16 protein-coding genes and 1 pseudogene are annotated in these 19,175 nt (G+C 68.1%); 8 read left to right on the top strand and 9 right to left on the bottom strand.

Features of this window, described 5'->3' with window-relative positions:
- The first annotated feature begins 173 nt into the window (after window positions 1-173).
- Window positions 174-1,751, top strand: a complete 1,578-nt coding sequence (gene mhpA, locus AT701_RS12545) for a bifunctional 3-(3-hydroxy-phenyl)propionate/3-hydroxycinnamic acid hydroxylase MhpA (RefSeq protein WP_058125920.1) — start codon at window positions 174-176, stop codon at window positions 1,749-1,751.
- Window positions 1,748-2,476, top strand: coding sequence for a DAPG hydrolase family protein (locus AT701_RS12540; RefSeq protein ID WP_223495514.1), 729 nt, complete (start codon window positions 1,748-1,750; stop codon window positions 2,474-2,476). The genes mhpA and AT701_RS12540 overlap by 4 nt, the downstream gene beginning before the upstream one ends.
- Before the next feature lie 27 nt (window positions 2,477-2,503).
- Here AT701_RS12540 and AT701_RS12535 read toward each other — a convergent pair whose 3' ends face one another.
- The 4 genes from AT701_RS12535 to AT701_RS12520 are packed head-to-tail and all read right to left on the bottom strand — an operon-like array spanning window position 2,504 to window position 5,567.
- Entirely contained in the window at window positions 2,504-3,226 is a 723-nt protein-coding gene (locus tag AT701_RS12535) for an IclR family transcriptional regulator (RefSeq protein ID WP_011728374.1), read from the bottom strand.
- On the bottom strand, window positions 3,219-3,638 hold the full coding sequence (locus AT701_RS12530) for a hypothetical protein (protein ID WP_223495512.1): 420 nt from the start codon (window positions 3,636-3,638) through the stop codon (window positions 3,219-3,221). The genes AT701_RS12535 and AT701_RS12530 overlap by 8 nt, the downstream gene beginning before the upstream one ends.
- Window positions 3,635-4,879: a DUF3500 domain-containing protein gene (locus AT701_RS12525; protein ID WP_011728372.1), complete on the bottom strand. Its 1,245-nt coding sequence runs from the start codon at window positions 4,877-4,879 to the stop codon at window positions 3,635-3,637. Before AT701_RS12525 ends, AT701_RS12530 begins: the two co-directional genes overlap by 4 nt.
- Before the next feature lie 10 nt (window positions 4,880-4,889).
- On the bottom strand, window positions 4,890-5,567 hold the full coding sequence (locus AT701_RS12520; RefSeq protein ID WP_223495510.1) for a FadR/GntR family transcriptional regulator: 678 nt from the start codon (window positions 5,565-5,567) through the stop codon (window positions 4,890-4,892).
- Between the two features lie 131 nt (window positions 5,568-5,698).
- Between AT701_RS12520 and AT701_RS12510 the strand changes: the two genes are divergently transcribed.
- The 4 genes from AT701_RS12510 to AT701_RS12495 all read left to right on the top strand — a co-directional run bounded on the left by AT701_RS12510 (window position 5,699) and on the right by AT701_RS12495 (window position 9,093).
- Window positions 5,699-6,556, top strand: coding sequence for a fumarylacetoacetate hydrolase family protein (locus tag AT701_RS12510; protein WP_011728369.1), 858 nt, complete (start codon window positions 5,699-5,701; stop codon window positions 6,554-6,556).
- Between the two features lie 244 nt (window positions 6,557-6,800).
- Window positions 6,801-7,649: an SDR family NAD(P)-dependent oxidoreductase gene (locus AT701_RS12505; RefSeq protein WP_014877397.1), complete on the top strand. Its 849-nt coding sequence runs from the start codon at window positions 6,801-6,803 to the stop codon at window positions 7,647-7,649.
- A gap of 72 nt (window positions 7,650-7,721) precedes the next feature.
- Window positions 7,722-8,153 (top strand): MarR family winged helix-turn-helix transcriptional regulator, encoded by a 432-nt coding sequence (locus AT701_RS12500; protein WP_011728367.1) that lies wholly within the window; start codon window positions 7,722-7,724, stop codon window positions 8,151-8,153.
- Between the two features lie 85 nt (window positions 8,154-8,238).
- The gene (locus tag AT701_RS12495; protein WP_011728366.1) at window positions 8,239-9,093 is read left to right on the top strand and encodes an oxidoreductase; all 855 of its coding nucleotides are present in this window, start codon (window positions 8,239-8,241) and stop codon (window positions 9,091-9,093) included.
- A 61-nt stretch (window positions 9,094-9,154) separates the two neighbouring features.
- On the opposite strand, the gene AT701_RS12490 is transcribed toward AT701_RS12495, so the two are convergent.
- From AT701_RS12490 to AT701_RS12480, 3 genes and pseudogenes are all read right to left on the bottom strand, one after another.
- Window positions 9,155-9,934 (bottom strand): cutinase family protein, encoded by a 780-nt coding sequence (locus AT701_RS12490; protein ID WP_011728365.1) that lies wholly within the window; start codon window positions 9,932-9,934, stop codon window positions 9,155-9,157.
- Between the two features lie 120 nt (window positions 9,935-10,054).
- Window positions 10,055-11,313, bottom strand: a pseudogene (locus AT701_RS12485) (MFS transporter).
- 262 nt (window positions 11,314-11,575) lie between these two features.
- Window positions 11,576-12,052 (bottom strand): Lrp/AsnC family transcriptional regulator, encoded by a 477-nt coding sequence (locus AT701_RS12480; protein ID WP_003893842.1) that lies wholly within the window; start codon window positions 12,050-12,052, stop codon window positions 11,576-11,578.
- A 134-nt stretch (window positions 12,053-12,186) separates the two neighbouring features.
- Between AT701_RS12480 and AT701_RS12475 the strand changes: the two genes are divergently transcribed.
- Both AT701_RS12475 and AT701_RS12470 read left to right on the top strand, forming a co-directional pair.
- Window positions 12,187-14,580 (top strand): thiamine pyrophosphate-binding protein, encoded by a 2,394-nt coding sequence (locus AT701_RS12475; protein ID WP_058127610.1) that lies wholly within the window; start codon window positions 12,187-12,189, stop codon window positions 14,578-14,580.
- Between the two features lie 89 nt (window positions 14,581-14,669).
- Complete coding sequence (locus AT701_RS12470; protein WP_058125917.1) at window positions 14,670-17,249, top strand: AMP-binding protein; 2,580 nt, start codon at window positions 14,670-14,672, stop codon at window positions 17,247-17,249.
- Here the strand turns inward: AT701_RS12470 and AT701_RS34205 are convergent.
- Together AT701_RS34205 and AT701_RS12465 are read right to left on the bottom strand one after the other, a co-directional pair.
- Window positions 17,133-17,942 (bottom strand): acyl-CoA thioesterase, encoded by an 810-nt coding sequence (locus tag AT701_RS34205; RefSeq protein ID WP_011728361.1) that lies wholly within the window; start codon window positions 17,940-17,942, stop codon window positions 17,133-17,135. The genes AT701_RS12470 and AT701_RS34205 overlap by 117 nt on opposite strands.
- Window positions 17,939-19,174, bottom strand: coding sequence for a CoA transferase (locus AT701_RS12465; RefSeq protein ID WP_058125916.1), 1,236 nt, complete (start codon window positions 19,172-19,174; stop codon window positions 17,939-17,941). Before AT701_RS12465 ends, AT701_RS34205 begins: the two co-directional genes overlap by 4 nt.
- Window position 19,175 lies beyond the last annotated feature (1 nt).

Below are 19,175 nucleotides of genomic sequence, written 5' to 3'. Positions count from 1 at the left end.
GGTTCGACGCGCGTCAATTCCCCAGCCGGCCCGGCCGGGCTGCGTTCAGTGTCCCGAAATACGGGACGTCACGACTGACACACAGCGTGACCGGCACCCATCCTGAGCGCAGCCACCCTGCCTGCTCGTGAGAATGGATCGCCTTGAACACCAGCCGTGCCTCCGCACACCAGATGACCACAGAAGTCGTGATCGTCGGCTTCGGCCCGGTGGGAAAGCTCCTCGCTGTTCAGCTGGGCCGCCGCGGCCATTCGGTCATCGTCGTCGACCGCAACGAGGCCAGCTATCCGTTGCCGCGCGCGGTGACCCACTGTTCGGACGTCGCACGGATCCTCCAGTCGGTCGGCCTGAGCCCGGACAAGATCCCGCACATCACCGAGCCCTACGACGACATGTACCGGTGGCGCAACGGCGATAACGACACCCTGCTGGACGTCGACTGGAGCGGTCGAGGCGAATCGGGTTGGTACAACACATATTTCTTCAACCAGCCGGCGCTCGAGGATGCACTGGAAGCACACGTCGCAGGCGTGGACAACGTTCGCGTCATCCGCGGATGGGAGGCGACCGCGCTGAGGCAGTGCGAGGATCGCGCGACTGTGGCGATCCGGTCGGCCTCGACCGGTGCCGAGATGACGATCGACGCCGAGTGGGTCATCGGCGCCGACGGCGCCAACAGCAAGGTCCGCGAGTGGGCCGGCTTGGGCTGGCACAACGACGGTTACTACTTCGATTGGTTGGTGGTCGATGTGAAACCGTCGCACGAACTGAACTTTCCGCACATCGCGGTGCAGAGCTGTGATCACCGGCGCCCGGCGACGATGGTTCCTGGGGGACCCGGCCGACGGCGGTGGGAGTTCATGCGTCTCCCCCACGAGAGCCGCGAGGAACTCAACACGGACGCAAAGGCGTGGGAGTTGCTCGCGCCGTTCGGAGTGGGCCCCGGCAATGCTCGACTGGAGCGCCACGCGGTGTACACCTTCAAGGCATGCTGGGCCGATCGATGGCGTGACGGGCGCGTGCTGGTCGCCGGTGACGCAGCCCATCTGATGCCGCCGTTCGCAGGCCAGGGCCTCGGTGCCGGCATGCGTGACGCGATGAACCTGTCGTGGAAGCTCGATGCGGTCCTGCGTGGGCGCGCCGACGCCGGACTACTGGACACCTACGGCAGCGAACGCCTGCACCACGCTGTGGCTTTCGTGAAGTTCTCCACCTCGCTGGGGCAGGTCATCTGCATCACCGACGAGCACGAGGCGGCCGCGCGCGACGAACGCATGATTGCCGACTGGCGGGCCGGGATGGCGCCTCCCGCGCCGCCGCGCCCCGGCCTGGGTGCGGGCCTGCACGTCGGCGAAGCGGGTGGCACGCTCGCCAGGCAGGGGCGGATCCGGATGGGTTCGGCCGAACCCACTCTGTTCGACGATGCGCTGGGCGGGCCGGGCGCCGTCATCACACGGACCGCGGCGACGCTGGCCGAGATCTCGCCCGATGTGCGTTCCGGCCTGGCAGATCTCGGGATGGCGTCGGTCGCGCTGGCGGGCACGCCGAGTGCAGGCATCGTCGTCGCCGACGATGTCGACGGCACCTACCGCGCATGGCTCGACGAACTCGGCGCCGACACCGTCGTGATCCGCCCGGACTTCCATGTCTACGGCGCCGGACCGGCCGACCGGACTCACGACCTGATCACCGGCCTGCTCACCAGCGTGTCCGGACAATCCGTGGTGTCCGCACACCCGGTGTCGCGGTGACAGTGAACAATTCAGAAGGGAACGCCGACAACACCATGACCACGATCGACTGGAACGAGCTTCTCGATCCCCTGCCGCTACCGATGGAGACCGGGTATCGGCGCCTCGATGACGGGACCCTGCACATCGCGGCCCGCACCGACATGCACGACTGCAAGACCGCGATGTTCGAGTGGTGGTTCCGCTGGCGCTGCGATACCCAGAAGTACATCTGGTGGCACCCGATCGACCACGTCTCCAGCCACTGGGCCGGCGACCTGTCGCCGGATACCCACGTGGGCAGCGAACACATCGTCGTCGAACGGTTCGCCGACGCCCCCGCCGCCGAACTCGTCACCCAGTTCCACGGTGCCGACGACGTGTTCGACGCCGAGAGGTACCGCACTGCGGTGGATCGTGGTGACGTCAGCGGATCGGTCCTCGGCCGGGTGGGAACCGGCCATCACCCGCCGCGAGACACATCCGGCAAGATCTTGGGCGGTCGCCTGCTGCACGTCGGGCGGGACACTCCATGGGGGTTCGCCTTGCGCAGCCACTTCCACCTCGGCACGGATCTGCCTGCAATGGGTCTGACCCCCTCCGAGGTCGCAGCCGAAGTCCCAGATGAGCTGGCTCGCAACCTGTTGCTGCACGCCTACAACGAATTCACGTTTCTGTCGCGCATCCTCGGCGGACTGTACGTCGCCGAGAACAGGGACAAGATTCCGCCGGTTGCGCCGTGGTGACGTGCGCCGTGGTGACGTCCGCCGCGCTCAGTTGCGGTGCGCGAGCAGCGGGTTGATCCGTTGGAGGCTCTCGACGGCCCGCTCACGCTTTGCCCGGAATCGCGCGGTGGGCATGACGACCGCCACCGCCTGCAGAGCGCCGGTAGGCCCTGGGAAGGCGGTGGCGACCGCGCAGATCCCCACGTCGTGCTCCTCGGTGTCCACGGCGATCTGGGTACGTCGCACCTCGTCGAGCCTGCCCATGATGGCGGGCAGGTCCGTGACGGTGTGTTCGGTGAACCGCTGCAGCGGTGGCGAGAGAAGCCCTGCCACCTGATCGTCGGGCAGATGGGCCAAGAGCGCCAGGCCGATACAACTGGCGTGCAGCGAGAAGCTCTTCCCGACCTTGGTGACGCCGTGCAGTCGGTTCACCGACGCGAGTTGGTCGACCACCACCACTTCGCGCCCGCTGAATATGGCCAGTTCGACGTTCTCGCCCACCTCACGCACAAGACGGGCCAGCAGGGGGCGGTTGCCGGCCAGCAGGCGCAGATGCGCGTTCATCCCGAACTTGAGCAGGCCCGGGCCCAGAGAGTAACCGTGGCGGTCGACTCCCCGCACCAGGTACAGACTGCGCTCAAGAGACTGCACGATGCGATGCACCGTGGAGCGAGGCAGTCCCGTGCGAGTGGCGAGCTCACTCAGCGTAAGTGGCTTCGACGCTTCGGCGAGCGCGTCCAGCACCAGCGTGGACCGGCCTATGTCAGCCACTTTCGGCCCTCATCCACGTTCTGGTCACCGTCAGGGCTGTTATCGACCACGTTCGCGCATCGATGTCGAGCGCGTACTCGCCGAGCGTGTGCAGCACCGGACCCGGCGTGAACAACCAACGCGTGTAGTGGGCGTATGCACGCCAGTACGAACCCGCACCGGGTTCCACGCGGAGGTTGCCGACATCGTGCCGGTGCGCGGTGGACGATGCCCACAAGCGGGTGAAGAACGGCCGGGCATCGTCGATGGTCTCGAAACCGTTGTCCGGGAACCGGACACGCGCATTCCCCAGAAGACCCACGGCCGCGTCGATGTCCTTGCGGTCGGCGATGTCGACGTAGGTGTAGAGCAGGTTGGCCACATGATGGCGAGCCACCTCGCCGCTCACCGTCCTCGAGGTGCTGACGCTCATCGGTGCCCCTGCTCCCATTGCCGTAAGTATGCGCGCCCGTAGTCGTTGCCGTGCGGGGTACGGACAACCGTGTGGATGTGGAAGGGCTTGGGGGTGTCGTAGTCGAGGAACACCCCACAGTGGTGATCGAGTTCGGCGATGATCACCGGTGATTGGACGCGGTAATAGAAGACGTCGCCGGGGCGGTGCCCGCCGATCCAGCTGAACCAGGTCTGCGAGAGCATTTTCCGCACTTCGCGCATACGTGCGGCGCGAGGTCCGTCCGGCAACAGCGCGACGAACTGTTCGACGATTTCGAGAACGAGTTCTTGTGCCCGGCAGGACAGGTCGGCCACGCGTACACCCTCGAACGGGATCTGCCGATTGTCCTGGAACGCGCCGGCGAGATGACGTTCGTCACCCGGGTGTACACGTCCCGGCGGCATCGCGGGATCGACCATCTGCTCGTACACGGTTGCTGCGCAGCGCTGTTCGGGCGTCAGCTCGGCCATCAGCGCCAGCCCCAACTCGATGCGGGTCCCGAACGAGGTGACCCCGGCGTGCTCCCCTTCGTCGATCTCGTTCGGCTCGGCACCCAGGAACAGCGGGCTGATGACCATCCGGCCGTCGACCACGAAGCAGTTCACGGCCAGGTGATGACCGAACACCTGCCATCCCCACGGTCTGGTTTCATGAGGTGTGCCGTAGATCGCCATGTTGTAACTGAATTCGTTGAGAATGCCTGGCAAACCGACGACCTCGCCGAGGAATCCGTTGATCAGCATCATGTTGCGCGCCAGCTCGTAACCCTGCGGGCTCAGCGACGACGCCATCAATCGCAGGGCCTTGCGTCGGACGTCCTCGGATTGGAACTCCAGGCGTATCCCGGTGTCGAACTGCATGAACTCCGGGTTGGCCCAGGTCTGCCATTCCGGGGCGTCGACGCGATACCGGATCCGCTCTCGGCTCTCGTCGTCGAGGCCGGCCAGCAGGTCCGCGGCCGCAGCCACCATCTCCGGAACCGGTGCCGCTTCTCCCGCCCGTGCCGGTTCAAGGCAGTGCACGTCCTCACGCAGCGTGCCGTCCTCGGTGACACCGCGAAACTCGTTCTTGTACAAGGGGGTCCATCCGGCGACCAGATCGCCGGTGAACGTCCCCGGCCGGCGTGCCACCGTCCGATAGGCGTAGGCATCGAGCTCTCGCAGTTCGGCCAGCCGGGGATGGTCGGGGGCGAAGAGATACTCACGAAAATTGCTGGTCATGGCGAACCTCTCACACGGGGGCGTTGTGGCGGGTGACCACGTCTCGCACGGCGTTCTCGTCTCCGGATTCGATGGCGTCGACGAGTTCGCGGTGGACGTGCACGCGTTGCTGTCGGTACTCGTCGGAAGTGTGGTCGTCGGGGGACGACGACGAGGTGGAGCGCAGGTGGCCGAGAGTCCCCACGTAGACCGCCCGCGCCATCTCGTTCGGGCAGATCTGGGCGATCCGCTCGTGTAGCACCCAGTTCTCGCGGACGAAGTCCTCCCAGGTGTCGGCCTGCTCCATGGCGTCGAGCAAGGCACGAAGGTCGGCGACGTCACGGGTGGTGCGATGGCGTGCCGCCGACGTGGCGATCAGGATCTCGAGGTGGTCCCGCAACTCGACGGCGTCGGCCACCGTCTCGGGGTGGTCGGACACCCTGAGCAGGGTGCGACGCATCCGCACCACCGGTCCCGCGTCGGCGACGAACAGTCCGCCGCCGCGACCCGGCCGGATCTCGATGATCCCGCGATCACGCAGCAGGCGCACCGCCTCGCTGACCGTCGAATACGCGAATTTCGTCTCCGCCCGCAACGACTCCAGCGTGCCGATCGACTCGCCGGGCCGAAATTCACCGTCGCGGATGCGGGCATCGATGACCGCCGCGAGCTGTTCGGCCCGCGTGCGCGGACCGAGATCCGGTGGCATGGCCTTGACCCCACGGCGGCGAGGGGACGCAGCCGCTTGCTTCTCGGGTGGTTTGTCCGGCATAGTCGCATTCAATCACAAAAACCTTCGAAGGGTTAGAGGGTTTTCACCCGGTTTAGGAAGGAATGCGCATGCGCGTCGTCGGAATCAGGCGGACCGGATCGGATCGCGTCGAGGTCGCCGCCCTGACGGATACCGGCGACGCGGTCCGGGTTCTCGCCGGCCTTGACGAGTTCTGGTGCGATCCAACGGCTCACCTCGCCGAGGAGCCCGCAGGAGCAGTGCTGCCACGCGACGAGGTGACCCTGGTGCCACCGGTCCTGCCCGGCGCAAAGGTGATCTGCATCGGCCTCAACTACCTCAAACATGTGGCCGAGGGCAGTTACGGGGCCGAGCCGCTGCCCGAGTTCCCGACACTGTTCGCCCGGTGGCCGTCCACGCTCACCGTCGACGGCGCCCAGATCCCTGTTCCCACCGACGAAGAAGGGCTCGACTGGGAGGGCGAGGTGGTGGCCTGGGTGGGCCGCGAACTCTCCTGTGCGACAGCCGATGAGGCGCTCGACGCGGTGGTCGGATACTCGACGTTCAACGACGTCACGGCTCGCCGCGCCCAGAAGATCACCTCACAGTGGATCCTCGGGAAGAACGCGGACCGCTCGGGACCACTCGGGCCCCTCGTGCCGGCCCACGACGTGGGGGACCTCCGCGACGGTCTGCGCGTCCGCACCCGCGTCAACGGCACAACCGTGCAGGACGCCTCGACCGACGAGATGGTCTATACGGTCGGAGAGACGCTGGCGCACATATCCCGCACACTCACACTGCGGCCCGGTGATCTGTTGGCCACGGGCACTCCGTCGGGCGTCGGTTACGCCCGCACCCCAGCCTGGCTGCTCCACCCGGGCGACCACGTCGAGGTGGAGGTGGAGAAACTCGGGGTTCTGCGCAACACCATCGTGGCTTCGCAGCGCCGCCCCGCACATAACTGATCTTCGTTCGGAATAGGACACTCCCATGCCGACCTACGAGTTACTGCGCTACCACTTCCGGTCACCGGAGACCGCCGCGCACTTCCTGCAGACGTCGGCGTCGCACGACCGACGCCAAGACCGCGGGACGGAGACACTGGGCATCTCGGCGTCACCGTCGGATCCGACAATCGTCGTCGAGATCGTGTGTCACACCGACGAATCCGGCGCACGCCCCGCCACCGACGCACCCGGGATCCAACGGGTGGAAACGCTCGCGCTCGAGCCGAGGGCGGCCGGCGTTTCCGAGGCGTCCCGCGGGCGCTCAGGACAGGGACGGCTGGCCGGCAAGGTCGCACTGATCACCGGCGGTGCGCGCGGTCAAGGTGAAGCCGAGGCCAGGCTTTTCGCGCAGCACGGTGCCCATGTCTACATCTGCGACGTCCTGGAGGAAGAAGGCGAGAAACTGGCGGCCGAACTCCGCGGATCCGGGCTACAGGCGGATTTCAGATTCCTCGACGTCACCGATGCCGAACAGTGGAGTCGGACCGTCGCCCACATCGATGCCGGCGCCGGACGACTGGATGTGCTGATCAACAACGCCGGTATCAACGTCCGCCATCAGCTCACCGACACGACATCCGAAGAATGGGATCGGATTGTCGCGGTCAACACCAAAGGACAGATGTTGGGGATGCAGGCGTGCGCGCCTCTGATGAAGCGCTCCGGCAACGGCAGCATCATCAACATCGGCTCAACGGCGGGGATCATGGGCCATCCTGTCGCCGCGTACTCGGCCTCCAAATGGGCAGTGCGCGGGCTCACCAAGGCCGCCGCCATGGAACTGGCCTCATCGGGCATCAGGGTGAACGCGATGCACCCCGGTGTCGTCGAGACGCCGATGGTGGACGCGGGCAGCCGGGTGTTCGCCGAGCTGAGGAGCCTGACTCCGCTCGGCCGCGCCGCACAGCCTTCCGAAATGGCTTCCGCGGCACTGTTTCTGGCCAGCGACGAGGCCAGTTTCATCACCGGGATCGATTTGGCGGTCGACGGTGGGTTCAGCGAGCTCGCCGCCTACGGTGAGGTCTGGAAACGGCTCAACACCGCGCTGTGAACGCACCGGCTGTCGATTCCGGCCTCCCGCTCGTTGGTACCCTGAGATCCACTTTGCGAAAGGGAGTGCTCGGTGAACGCCGATCAGCGACGCGCAGCGGCGCTTGCCGACGCCTTCGGCCGCGCCGCCAAATGCGTGGTGCGCACCTTCGACGAGCAGCTCGGCGAGCACGGCGTGTCGACTCCCCGGTCCAAACTGCTGGCCGAGGTGCAGCGCCTGCAGCCGGTCCGACTCGCCGATCTCGCGCGGGCCGTCGGCGTCACGCAGGGCACGGCATCCAGCCTCGTCGAAGCCCTGGTACGCGAAGGCCTCGTGGAACGCGCCCCTGATCCGGATGATCGCCGCGCTATCCGCCTGACCACCACCGCACAGGGCAGCGCCCAGGCCAAGCGCTGGCTGACCGATTACGCCGAGGCCGCCCACGGCATGTTCGCCAGCCTGTCGACCGAAGAACAGGACACTCTGACCAAGCTGCTGTCGAAGCTCGCCGACAGCCTCATCTAGACCATCTCGGGCCACACCCGTTGACAGCCTTTTGTTCGCTCTCATATTGTTCGAGGCGATATAGTTTGACACCAAAGGAGTTGACATGGGTGCGTCGACGTTCGCCCTCGGATCTTTCACCGTCCATCGCGTCGGGTTCGGCGCCATGCAGTTGCCGGGCCCCCATGTGTTCGGGCCACCGCGCGACCACGACCAGGCGATCGCCGTGTTGCGGCGCGCGATCGAACTCGGCGTGGACCACATCGACACCGCGCAGTTCTACGGGCCCGACGTCGCCAACGAACTGATCTACGAGGCCCTTCACCCCTACCCCGAGAATCTGGCCATCGTGAGCAAGGTCGGTGGCACGCGTGACGATCAGGCCAACTGGTTGCCCGCACAGGAACCCGAACAGCTGCGCAAGGACATCGAGACCAACCTGCACACACTGAAAGTGGACCAGTTGGCCGCGGTGAACCTGCGCGTGTTCGACGACCCCGACGGCCGCGCGGTCAATCGCGAACTGTTCGAGCGGCAACTCGACGCGATGATCGCCGCGCGCGACGAAGGCCTGATCGGCGGTATCGGGCTGAGCAACATCGTCTGCGAGCATCTGGAGATCGCGTTGCAGCGCACCGACATCGTGTGCGTGCAGAACGCCTACAACATCGCCGACCGCACGTCGCAGCCCGTCCTGGACCTGTGTACCGAACGCGGTATCGCGTTCGTGCCGTTCTTCCCGCTGGGATCGGCATTCGTGCCCGACAACCCGGTGCTCGGCAACCCGACGGTGAAGAAGCTGGCGGGCGAACTCGGTTACACGCCTGCGCAGATCGCGCTCGCGGCGACCCTGAGCCTGGCGCCCAACATCCTGCTGATCCCCGGCACGTCCTCGGTGGCGCATCTCGAGGAGAACATCGCCGTCGCCGACATCGAACTGCCCGCAGACGCCACGTTCTGAAAATGCCGACCCGCGGCAGCCCCGGATGTTCGCCGGGCCTGCCGCGGGGAGCGGTGGGCGGTCAGGGATGGGTGGTGGCCGACACCACCTGGGCCGGTGTGGCCGTCGACGTGGCCCCGAGGTGATCGACGACGAATTGCGCTGCCTGGTCGGCCATTCCGTTGCTCTTGTAGGCACTGTGGGCCGCCCGGTCCAGCCCGCCCGGATAGCAGACCGGGTCACCGGTGTTGCACAGCTGCAAGGTCTTGGCGGCATAGGCCGGCCCGATCACCAGCGGGGGTGCCGAATGGTCCACCAGCCCGAGGAAGAACGGGGACGGGGTGCCGAACAGCACCACCGCCGCGACATGCGGGGCGATGGCGGGCGGCATGGGGCCCGTGATGCCCGCGGGCAACGCGTACCCCGCGGGCACGGCACCGCTCGTGGTGTAGCCGGCCACCGCGGCCCCCTGCGAATACCCGCCGAGCACGATCTGGGTGTCCGGGCAACCGGCAGCCACCGCCTGAACCTCCCGCGCGGCGTCGGCCACTCCCAGGGCGGCGTCGTTGAAGTCAAGGGACGCCGGGTAGTTCACGGCGTACACCGCGATGTTCTTGCCGGGAAGTTGCGCGCCCAGCGCGTTGACGAACGCCTGGCCGGTGTCGCCCACCCCGGGCGCCTCGAACGTGCCGCGCGCGAAGACCACCTCGACATCTGCGCACGGTGACGACGGGGCGGCCGACGCGGTGCCCGCGGCCTGCAGGCCCACCACGCCCATCACGAGGCCGAGTGCCGCCAGCGTCACCCCCACGAAGGCTGTGCGCACAATCGACGGGCGGGTGGTGGCATGGTCGTTGTTCATGGCGCATCCTCACTGGTCAAGGCTCATTCGGTGGGCATAAGCCTTTCGAAGAACCGAAGGTGCGCACATCGCCGCAGACCCCCAACCTGTGAGGGTGCTGTCACTACCGGCCTGTACCGGCTAGCGGTAAGGCGCCACGCCTACGGGCTGCTGCACGGTCTCCAGATCCAGCCCCGTACTGCGCGGGCCGAGCACGGCCACGTCGACACACAGCAGCACGATCAGCACCGCGGACCCGGCGAACACCACCACCGGCCCGAACGCCGTGAGAAGCGGAACGGCGATGAAGGGCAACACGGCTGAGGCCGCACGCGACAGCGAGTACGCGGCCCCGCTGGCGGTGCTGCGGATCGCCGTCGGGAAGATCTCGGCCTGATAGATGTGGAAGGCGTTGCAGAACACGTTGGAGACCGCGGTGAGCAGGAAACCGGCGGCCACGATCACCGCGACACTCGACGCCGCGGCGAAAACCACACCGAACACCGCGATCGCCAACGCCGAGGCGATGATCAGGTGTTTGCGCTCGAAGCGTTCCACCAGGGGCACCGACACGAGGGACCCCAGCGGATAACCCGCGAAGCTCAGCGCCGAGTAGGCCAGCGACTCGGTGACATGAAACCCTTTGTGCACCAGCACGAGTGGAGCCAGCGTGCCGAACCCGAAGTACGCCACGGTCTGCAGCACCTGGAAGATGATCAGCATGACGCTGCGGGATCGATAGTCGCGGAACGCGATCCGCAGAACGTCGGTGACGCGCCGCACCTCGTCTTCACCGTGACGGCTCGCACCGCCGCGCCCGTCCGGTATGACGTCGAGCGGTCCTACGTCGGCCCCCACCGCCTCGACGATGGATTCGACCACCACGCGCGCCTCGGCGTGGCGTCCGCGGATCTCCAGCCAGCGTGGTGACTCGGGGAGCATCGAGCGGACCGCGAGCACGAACACCGCGGCGAGGCCGCCCAGGATCAGCAACCACCGCCAACCGTCGATGCCGAGGATCTCGTGGCGGGCGACGAATCGACCACCGAGCAGCGCGGCGATGGGCACCCCGAGGAATCCGATCGTGTACGCCCATGCCGTCATTCGTCCTCGCGCCCGTGCCGGCAGCATCTCCGCGAGGTAGGAGTCGACGAGCACAACTCCGCACCCAGGCCGATTCCGGACAGGAATCGCAGGATCACGAAGATCTCGGGATCCGGCGCGAACGCCGAGGCCAGCGAGAACACGGCGTAGAGCACCATGTTGAGGATGAACACGCGGCGTCGCCCGAACCGGTCGGCCGCCACCGACAGGATGTTCGCCCCCACGAACATCCCCGCGAAACCGGCGGCGATCACCATCGCCTTCCCCAGATCGCCCAGCTCGTACTGGGCTGCCATCACCGGTGCGAGCACACCGCCGAGGAACACCTCGTAGAGGTCGAAGAAGGTCCCGATGCCGACCAGGAACACCAGTCTCCAGTGCCATCTGGTGACCGGTAGCCGGTCCAACACCTCCGAGGCCACACCCACCTGTCCTGCTGAGGTCACTACGCGTCCCCCTCACGTCGCTTCGCGCCTGCTCCCAGAAGGTATGAACGTCGCAGATACCCCAACCGTTGCGAGCGCGGCCGACTTCAGGGTTCGACGACGCCCGCCGCCCTCATCCGCGTCCGTTCAGCAGCGGTCCGACGCGGTAATCGACCAGGCTGCGCATCACCAGGCTCGTGGTGGTCTTCTCGACGCCGTCGATGTCGAGGATCCGCCCGGCGACCCGGTAGAGATCGTCGGTGTCGCGGGCGACGATGTGGACCAGCAGGTCGGTGACGCCGCTGAGCCCGTGCACCTCGAGAACCTCGGGGACCTCGGCCAGCGCCTCGGCGATGCCTGCCAGTTTCCGCTGGGTGACCACGACCATGATGTAGCCGGTCAGCGGGAAGCCGAGGGCCGCCGGGTCGATGCGCCGCTCGAACGACCGCAGCGCACCCTCGGTCTCCAGCCTGGCCAACCGCGCGTGCACGGTGTTGCGCGCCAGGCCGGTGGCCTCCGCGAGGCCGACGACGGTGGCGCGCGGATCGGCCGAAAGGGCGCGCAGGATCCGTGCGTCGATGTCGTCGATGCGGGCATCGGTCTTGCGCATAACGCTCACTCCCTCAGGGTCGAATTGCGCACTGATGAGCATTGTGCCCGCCGAACCAACTCGTTGTTGCCGTGAGTGGCGGTCAGTGCTCGACTGGAATGAGCTTTCTGCTCACCGTCGCTCAGGCAGGACCCATGTCTCTCACCGCTGCACACACCCTCGATGTCGACACCGCACGACTGGACACGCTGCAACAGATCGAACAGCGCGTCCTGTGGTTGTCGACCGCGATGATCCATCACGCCAACCGGGTCCGCCCCAACACCTCAGGTCTCAAGGTCGGCGGCCATCAGGCGTCGAGCGCGTCGATGGTGACCATCATGACGGCGCTGTGGTTCGAGCAGCTCCGCTCGGGTGACCGGGTCTCGGTGAAACCGCACGCCTCCCCCGTGCTGCACAGCCTGAACTACCTGCTGGGCAGGCTCGACGAGAAGTACCTGACGACGCTGCGGCAGTTCGGCGGCCTGCAGTCCTATCCGAGCCGGTCGAAGGACCCTGATCCCGTCGACTACTCCACCGGATCGGTGGGTATCGGTGCGACGGCCCCGATCTGGGGCGCGGTGGCGCGGCGGTTCGTCGACGCGCACTACGGGCCGACGGGCGCGGGCAGGCAGTACTCGCTGGTGGGCGACGCCGAACTCGACGAGGGCGCGGTGTGGGAGGCCATCCTGGATCCCGGTATCGCCGAGTTGGGCGAGGTGGTCTGGATCGTCGACCTCAACCGGCAGTCCCTGGACCGTGTGGTGCCCAACATCGCGGCGCGGCGTCTGGAGAAGATGTTCGACGCCGCGGGCTGGCAGGTGATCACGGTGAAGTTCGGGCGGCTGCTGGAGTCGCTGTTCGCCCGGCCGGGTGGCGACGCGTTGCGGTCACGCATCCTGGACATGCCGAATCCCGAGTACCAGCGGCTGCTGCGGTGCACCGCGGGCGACATCCGCACCCGCCTGCCCGGTGACGGCCCGCGCAGCGGCGAGATCGCTTCCCTGATCGCCGATCTCGACGACCAGACGCTCACCGCCGCGATCCGCAACCTCGGCGGCCATGACCTCGCGACGCTCACGCAGGCGTACCGCGAGATCGACGACACCCGTCCGACGGTGATCATCGCCTACACGGTCAAGGGCCACGGCCTGCCCACCGAAGGCCATCCGCAGAACCACTCGGCGCTGCTGTCGCACGACGAGTTCGACGCGCTGGCAACACGTCTGGGTATGGACCCGAACGCGCCGTGGCAGCGGTTCGCCCAGGACAGCGACGCCGGGCGATTGTGCGTCGCGGCCGCGCAACGGCTCAGCCGCGACGACATCACCGCCATCGATCCGCCCGCGGTGCCCGGCGACATCGGGCGCACGCCCAAGGGCACCGCCACCACGCAGGCCGCGCTGGGCCGCGTGCTGCTGGACCTGTCCCGCGAGGCGCCCGACGCCGCGGCACGTGTGGTGACGGTGAGCCCGGACGTCAGTTCGACGACGAACCTGGGCGGCTGGGTGAACAAGGTGGGCGTGTGGTCTGCCACCGAACGCCGCAACTGGTTCGCCGACGACGCCGAGACCATCATGCACTGGGACGAACGCCCCAGCGGCAGGCACGTGGAACTCGGTATCGCCGAGACCAACCTGGTGGGTCTGCTCGGTGAGCTCGGCGCGACCTGGAGCCGTTGGGGCCAGCCAGTTTTCCCGATCGGCGTGCTGTACGACCCGTTCGTCGAACGCGCGCTGGAGCCGTGGTCGTTCGGCATCTACGCCGGTGGGCAGTCGATCCTCGTGGGCACCCCGTCTGGAGTCACGCTGGCCGCCGAGGGCGGCGCGCACCAGTCGATCAAGACGCCGTCGATCGGCATCGAACAACCCGGCTGCATAAGCTACGAACCCGCGTTCGCCATCGACGTCGAGTGGACGCTGCTGGCGAGCATGGGCCGGCTGGGCCGCCCCGGCGGCACGTCGGCGTATCTGCGGCTCTCGACGCGGCCCGTCGATCAGTCCCTGGCCGCGGTGCCGACCGACCCCGCGGCGCGCGAGCGCCGCCGCCGCCAGGTGGTGGCGGGCGGCTACCCGCTGCGCCGCGCCCCAGGCGCGCGCGTCACGATCGCCGCGATGGGCGCGGTGCTGCCCGAGGCGCTCGCGGCCGCGGACCGGCTCACCGAGCAGGGCGTGCCCGCCGACGTGGTCTGCGTGACGAGTCCCGGGCTGCTGTTCGATGCGTGGCAGGCCCGCCAGGGTCACGACGCTGCGAACACCGGCGCCGACACCTGGATCCTCGATCAGCTGTTCCCCGCCGACCGGGCGCTGCCGCTGGTGACCGTGCTGGACGGACATCCACACACCCTGGCGTTCCTGGCGAACATCCAGCGGGTGCGGGCGACCAACCTCGGGGTGTCACGGTTCGGCCAGGTGGGCTCACTCGAGGAGGTGTACCGCTACCACGGCCTGGACACCGACAGCATCGTGCGCGCCGCGCTCGATGTCAGTGAGGGCACCGGGGTGGCCGGGGTCACTGGGGTCTCTGGGATCACTGGCACCGGGAGCTGACATCCGGTCTGACAACGGCGCGGCTCACCGACGCGCGAGCGCCGGTATGGTCTAGAGACCGTTTGCCTGCGAAAGGACCCCACGACCCGATGCACGCGGCTTCATCTGCGCTGCTCGACGCGCTGCGTGCCCACGGGGACCGGACCGCGCTGATCACAGCCGAACGGCACGTGACCTACCGCGAACTCGCCGATCAGGTGGCCGACGCTTCGGCACGGCTGGGCACCGGGCGCCGTCTGGTGCTTCTGGAGACCAGCAACGACATCGCGACCGTCGTGCACTACCTCGCCGCGCTGGCCGGCGGCCACGTGGCGCTGCCGGTCGCACCTGGTGGTGACCACACCGCGATCACGCAGACCTACTCCCCCGACACCGTGATCGACGCCGACGGGATCCGCCACCGTCACGACCGACCCGCCCACCGGCTGCACGACGACCTGGCTCTTCTGATGTCCACGTCGGGCAGCACCGGCTCGCCCAAGCTCGTGCGGCTGTCACACACAAACCTGCGCAGCAACGCCGCCGCGATAGCCGAGTATCTCGGCATCCGCGAAACCGACCGGGCGGCAACGACTCTGCCGCTGTCGTACTGTTACGGGCTCTCGGTGCTCAACAGCCACCTCCTGCGGGGTGCGGCACTGATCCTCACCGAGGATTCGGTGCTCGACGACGCGTTCTGGGAGCTGTTCACCGAGCACCGCGGCACGAGCTTCGCAGGCGTGCCGCACACGTTCGAACTCCTGGACCGCATCGGCTTCGACGACATGTCGCTGCCGCATCTGCGCTACATCACGCAGGCAGGCGGCCGGATGGCGCCCGAGCGCGTGCGGCGGTTCGCGGAGCTGGGCCAACGCCAGGGCTGGCAGCTGGTGGTGATGTACGGCGCCACCGAGGCCACCGCCCGCATGGCGTACCTGCCCGCCGAGCTGGCGCTGACCCGCCCCGAGGCCATCGGCACACCGATCCCCGGCGGCCGGTTCGACATCGAACAGCTCGACGGCTGGCCCGAGGGCACCGGGGAACTGGTCTACCGCGGGCCCAACGTGATGCTCGGCTACGCGCACGGTCCCGACGATCTCGCGCTCGGCGCGACCCTGGACGCGCTGCGCACGGGTGACATCGCGCGCCGCGGCGCCGACGGCCTGTTCGAGATCGTGGGCCGCAGCAGCCGGTTCGTGAAGCTGTTCGGGTTGCGCATCGACCTGCAGCGTCTCGAATCGGGCCTGGCCGAACAGAACATCACCGCCCTGTGCACCGGCGACGACGACGGTGTCGCCGTGGCCGCGCTCGCACCGGCGTCCGCCGCCGAGGTCACGCGGCTGGTGGCGGCCGCGGCACGTATCCCGGCCTCGGGCGTACGCACAACCGTCGTCGACGAACTGCCACGGCTGCACTCGGGCAAGCCCGACTATCCCGCGGTGCGGGCACTCGCCAGCGACCGGACCACCACCGAGGTCCCGGCCGGCGAGGTGACCGACCTGCGGACGCTGTTCGGCGAGGTTCTGCAACTCGACCCGGCTTCCATCGACCCCGACGCCAGCTTCATCGACCTCGGCGGCAACTCGCTGTCGTACGTGGCGATGTCGGTGCGTCTGGAACGGGCCCTCGGGCAACTGCCCGCCGAATGGCACCGGCTGCCGCTGTCCGAACTGGAACGCCGCGCGGCGCCGCGGCGGCGCTGGGGCGCCACCGTGGAGACCAGCGTCGCGCTGCGGGCAGTCGCGATCGTGCTGATCGTGGGCTCGCACGCCGAGCTGTTCGAACTGTGGGGCGGCGCGCACGTGCTGCTCGCCGTGGCGGGTTACAACTTCGGGCGGTTCTGCCTGACACCGCTGCCACGTGAACAGCGGTCGCGGCATCTGCGCCGGACCATCGCGGGTGTCGCGGTGCCGTCGATCGTGTGGGTCGCGATCGCGCTGCTGATCACCGACCACTACCACGTCACCAACCTGTTTCTGGCCAACAAGTTTCTGGGACCGCCCGACAGCATGACCGCCGGGCGCCTGTGGTTCGTCGAGGTGCTGGTGTGGATCCTGGTGGCACTGGCCGCCGTGTGCTGGCTGCCTGCCGCCGACCGTTTGGAGCGCAGACAGCCGTTCGCGTTCGCGGCGGCGTTCCTGGCGGCCGGACTTGCCTTGCGCTACAACCTGATCTCGTTCGACCTGCACGATCAGGCGTGCTTCACGGTGTTGGCGTTCTGGTTCTTCGCCGCCGGGTGGGCCGCCGCGAAGGCCACCCACACGTGGCAGCGGGTGGCGGTCACCGCGGTGCTGGCCATCGGGGTGTACGGCTACTTCGGCGACAGCCAACGGGAACTCATGGTGCTGGCCGGGTTCGCGTTGTTGATCTGGGTTCCGGCGCTGCGGTGCCCCGCACCGGTGGCCGCGGTGCTCGGCGTGCTGGCCGAGGCATCGCTGTACACGTATCTGACGCATTACCAGATCTATCCGCTGTTCGGCGACCACCGCATCCTCGGGGTGCTGGCGTCACTGGTCGTCGGGGTGGCCGTGACGTATGCCGTCACGGCCGCGCGCACGTGGTGGTCGCGGCGCTCAGTCCGTCGTCCGCTCGGCCATCAAACCCTCCTGCACGAGCGTGGCGACGACGCTGCCGTCGAGCTGCACGAGACTCGAGGTGATGATGCCGCGGCCACGGGCCGCGGCCGGTGACGTCTGCTCAAGCAGGTTCCACTCGTCGGCGCGCACCCGCCGGTGGAACCACATCGACGAATCGGTCGTGCCGCTGCGGTGGCTGCGTGAACGCATCGTCAGGCCGTGCACCCCGAGCGCGGGATCGATTCCGTACAGATCGGTGATGTACAGCGCCACCATGGTGTGCAGCAGTGCATCGTCGGGCAGCGCCGTGGTGACCCGCCACCAGAACCGCCGCGTGAATCCACCGCCGGCCGTGTCGTCGGCGATGCGGATGTCGAACTCGTCGAGCGGCAGCGACGGCGCGGGCCCCGGCGGGCCCGTGCGCGGCAACGCCTCGGGATCGTGCGGCACGCTCGTGCGGCGGCCGTGCTCCGGCCCGGGCAGCGGCGTCGCGAACGACACCGTGGCCGTGGTGAGCAACCGGCCGTGCTCGTGGGCGTCGACGCGACGCGCCGACGCGGTGCGTCCGTCGTAGACGCGGTGCACGCGGTAGCGGGCGGGCTCGCCGGCGTCGCCGCCGCGCAGGAACTGCATGTGCATGTTGGTCGGCGCGCGGTCGTCGCCCACGGTGCGAGCCGCGGCGGCCAGGCTCTGCGCCGCGCGCAGCCCACCGAATGCGCGTTTGCCGTCTGGCCCGCTCGCAGGCCCGGTCCAGGTGTCCTCGTCGTCGTGCTCGTCGAGGTCGAGCAGCCGTGGCAGTTCGCTCACTTCTGCGCGGAACCGGTTGCGACGATGCCGGATTCGGTGAGCTCGGCGATCTTCTCGGCGCTGAGTCCGAGGTGTTCGGCGAGCACCGCGGCGGTGTCGTCGCCCAGCGCAGGCGCGGCGACCGCGGCCGGGTACACCCCGCCGATCGACACCGGCAGGCCCGGTGCGAGATACCGGCCGATCCGCGGCTGGTCGAGCGGGGTGAACAGCGGGTTGTCGGTGACGCGGCGGTCGCCTGCCGTCTCGGCGAAGGTGCGGTAACGCTCCCACAACACCGAGGTGCCCGAAAGCGCCTCGGTGATCTCGTCGGCGGTGTGCTCGCTGAACCACAGGGTGAACAGACCGGTCAGCGCGTCGCGGTGGGTGTAGCGCTGCCCCTCGTCGGTGAAATCGGCGCCCAGTGCCTCGCCCAGCGCCGCAACGGCTTTGGTGGTGCCGGTGACCTCGGTGAGGTCACGGAAGTGCCGCCCCGTGAGCGCGACGAGCATGAAGAAGACCCCGTCACTGCTGGTGAAGTTCTGGCCGTACGTGCCGAACAGGCTGTTGCCCAGGCGTTCCCGGGACGTACCGTTGATCATCACCTCGGTGAGGAACCCCAGGTTGCCCGTCGTGGCAAGGGCGACGTTCTCCAGCGGGACGCTGATGCGGGCGCCCTCACCGGTGGCGTCGCGGTGGCGCAGGGCCGCGGTCACCGCGAGCGCCACGTACAGCCCGCAGCTCACGTCCCAGGCCGGCAGCACGTGGTTGACCGGTGTGGAAACCTCCGCAGGCCCTGTGACGAGCGGGAATCCGAGCGCCGCGTTGACGGTGTAATCGACCCCGGTGCCGCCGTCGGCGCGGCCGGACACCTCGACGTGGATCAGATCGGACCGCAGCGCCGCGAGTTCCTCGTAGGAATGCCATTGTCGCCCAGCGGCATTGGTGATCAGCACACCGCTCTCGGCGATGAGCCTCTGCACCACCTGCTGCCCTTCGGGCGAGCGCATGTCGGCGGCCACCGACCGTTTGCCCTTGTTCAGACCGGCCCAGTAGATGCTGTCGCCGCCGTCCGTGACCGGCCAGCGGTGGTAGTCGGCGGCCCCGCCGATCGGGTCGACGCGGACCACCTCGGCGCCGAGCTGCGCGAGCGTCATACCGGCCAGCGGCACGGCCACGAAGCTGGAAATCTCGATGATCCGCACGCCGGCCAACGGGCGCGTCGGATCGGGCGTGTGTGCTACCGGTTCGGCCATC

Origin of the sequence: Mycolicibacterium smegmatis (assembly GCF_001457595.1) — a bacterium.
GTDB classification, from domain to species: Bacteria; Actinomycetota; Actinomycetes; order Mycobacteriales; family Mycobacteriaceae; genus Mycobacterium; species Mycobacterium smegmatis.
This window is presented reverse-complemented; position numbering and strand designations above follow the sequence as displayed.

What these genes read in the sequence shown, in the direction of transcription:
- AT701_RS12480 (WP_003893842.1), bottom strand. Translation starts at nt 12,052, where the DNA reads ATGCGCAAGACCGATGCCCGCATCGACGACATCGACGCACGGATCCTG.
- AT701_RS12470 (WP_058125917.1), top strand. Translation starts at nt 14,670, where the DNA reads ATGCACGCGGCTTCATCTGCGCTGCTCGACGCGCTGCGTGCCCACGGG.
- AT701_RS12475 (WP_058127610.1), top strand. Translation starts at nt 12,187, where the DNA reads ATGTCTCTCACCGCTGCACACACCCTCGATGTCGACACCGCACGACTG.
- AT701_RS12490 (WP_011728365.1), bottom strand. Translation starts at nt 9,934, where the DNA reads ATGAACAACGACCATGCCACCACCCGCCCGTCGATTGTGCGCACAGCC.
- AT701_RS12465 (WP_058125916.1), bottom strand. Translation starts at nt 19,174, where the DNA reads ATGGCCGAACCGGTAGCACACACGCCCGATCCGACGCGCCCGTTGGCC.
- AT701_RS12525 (WP_011728372.1), bottom strand. Translation starts at nt 4,879, where the DNA reads ATGACCAGCAATTTTCGTGAGTATCTCTTCGCCCCCGACCATCCCCGG.
- mhpA (WP_058125920.1), top strand. Translation starts at nt 174, where the DNA reads ATGACCACAGAAGTCGTGATCGTCGGCTTCGGCCCGGTGGGAAAGCTC.
- AT701_RS12520 (WP_223495510.1), bottom strand. Translation starts at nt 5,567, where the DNA reads ATGCCACCGGATCTCGGTCCGCGCACGCGGGCCGAACAGCTCGCGGCG.
- AT701_RS12495 (WP_011728366.1), top strand. Translation starts at nt 8,239, where the DNA reads ATGGGTGCGTCGACGTTCGCCCTCGGATCTTTCACCGTCCATCGCGTC.
- AT701_RS12530 (WP_223495512.1), bottom strand. Translation starts at nt 3,638, where the DNA reads ATGAGCGTCAGCACCTCGAGGACGGTGAGCGGCGAGGTGGCTCGCCAT.
- AT701_RS12510 (WP_011728369.1), top strand. Translation starts at nt 5,699, where the DNA reads ATGCGCGTCGTCGGAATCAGGCGGACCGGATCGGATCGCGTCGAGGTC.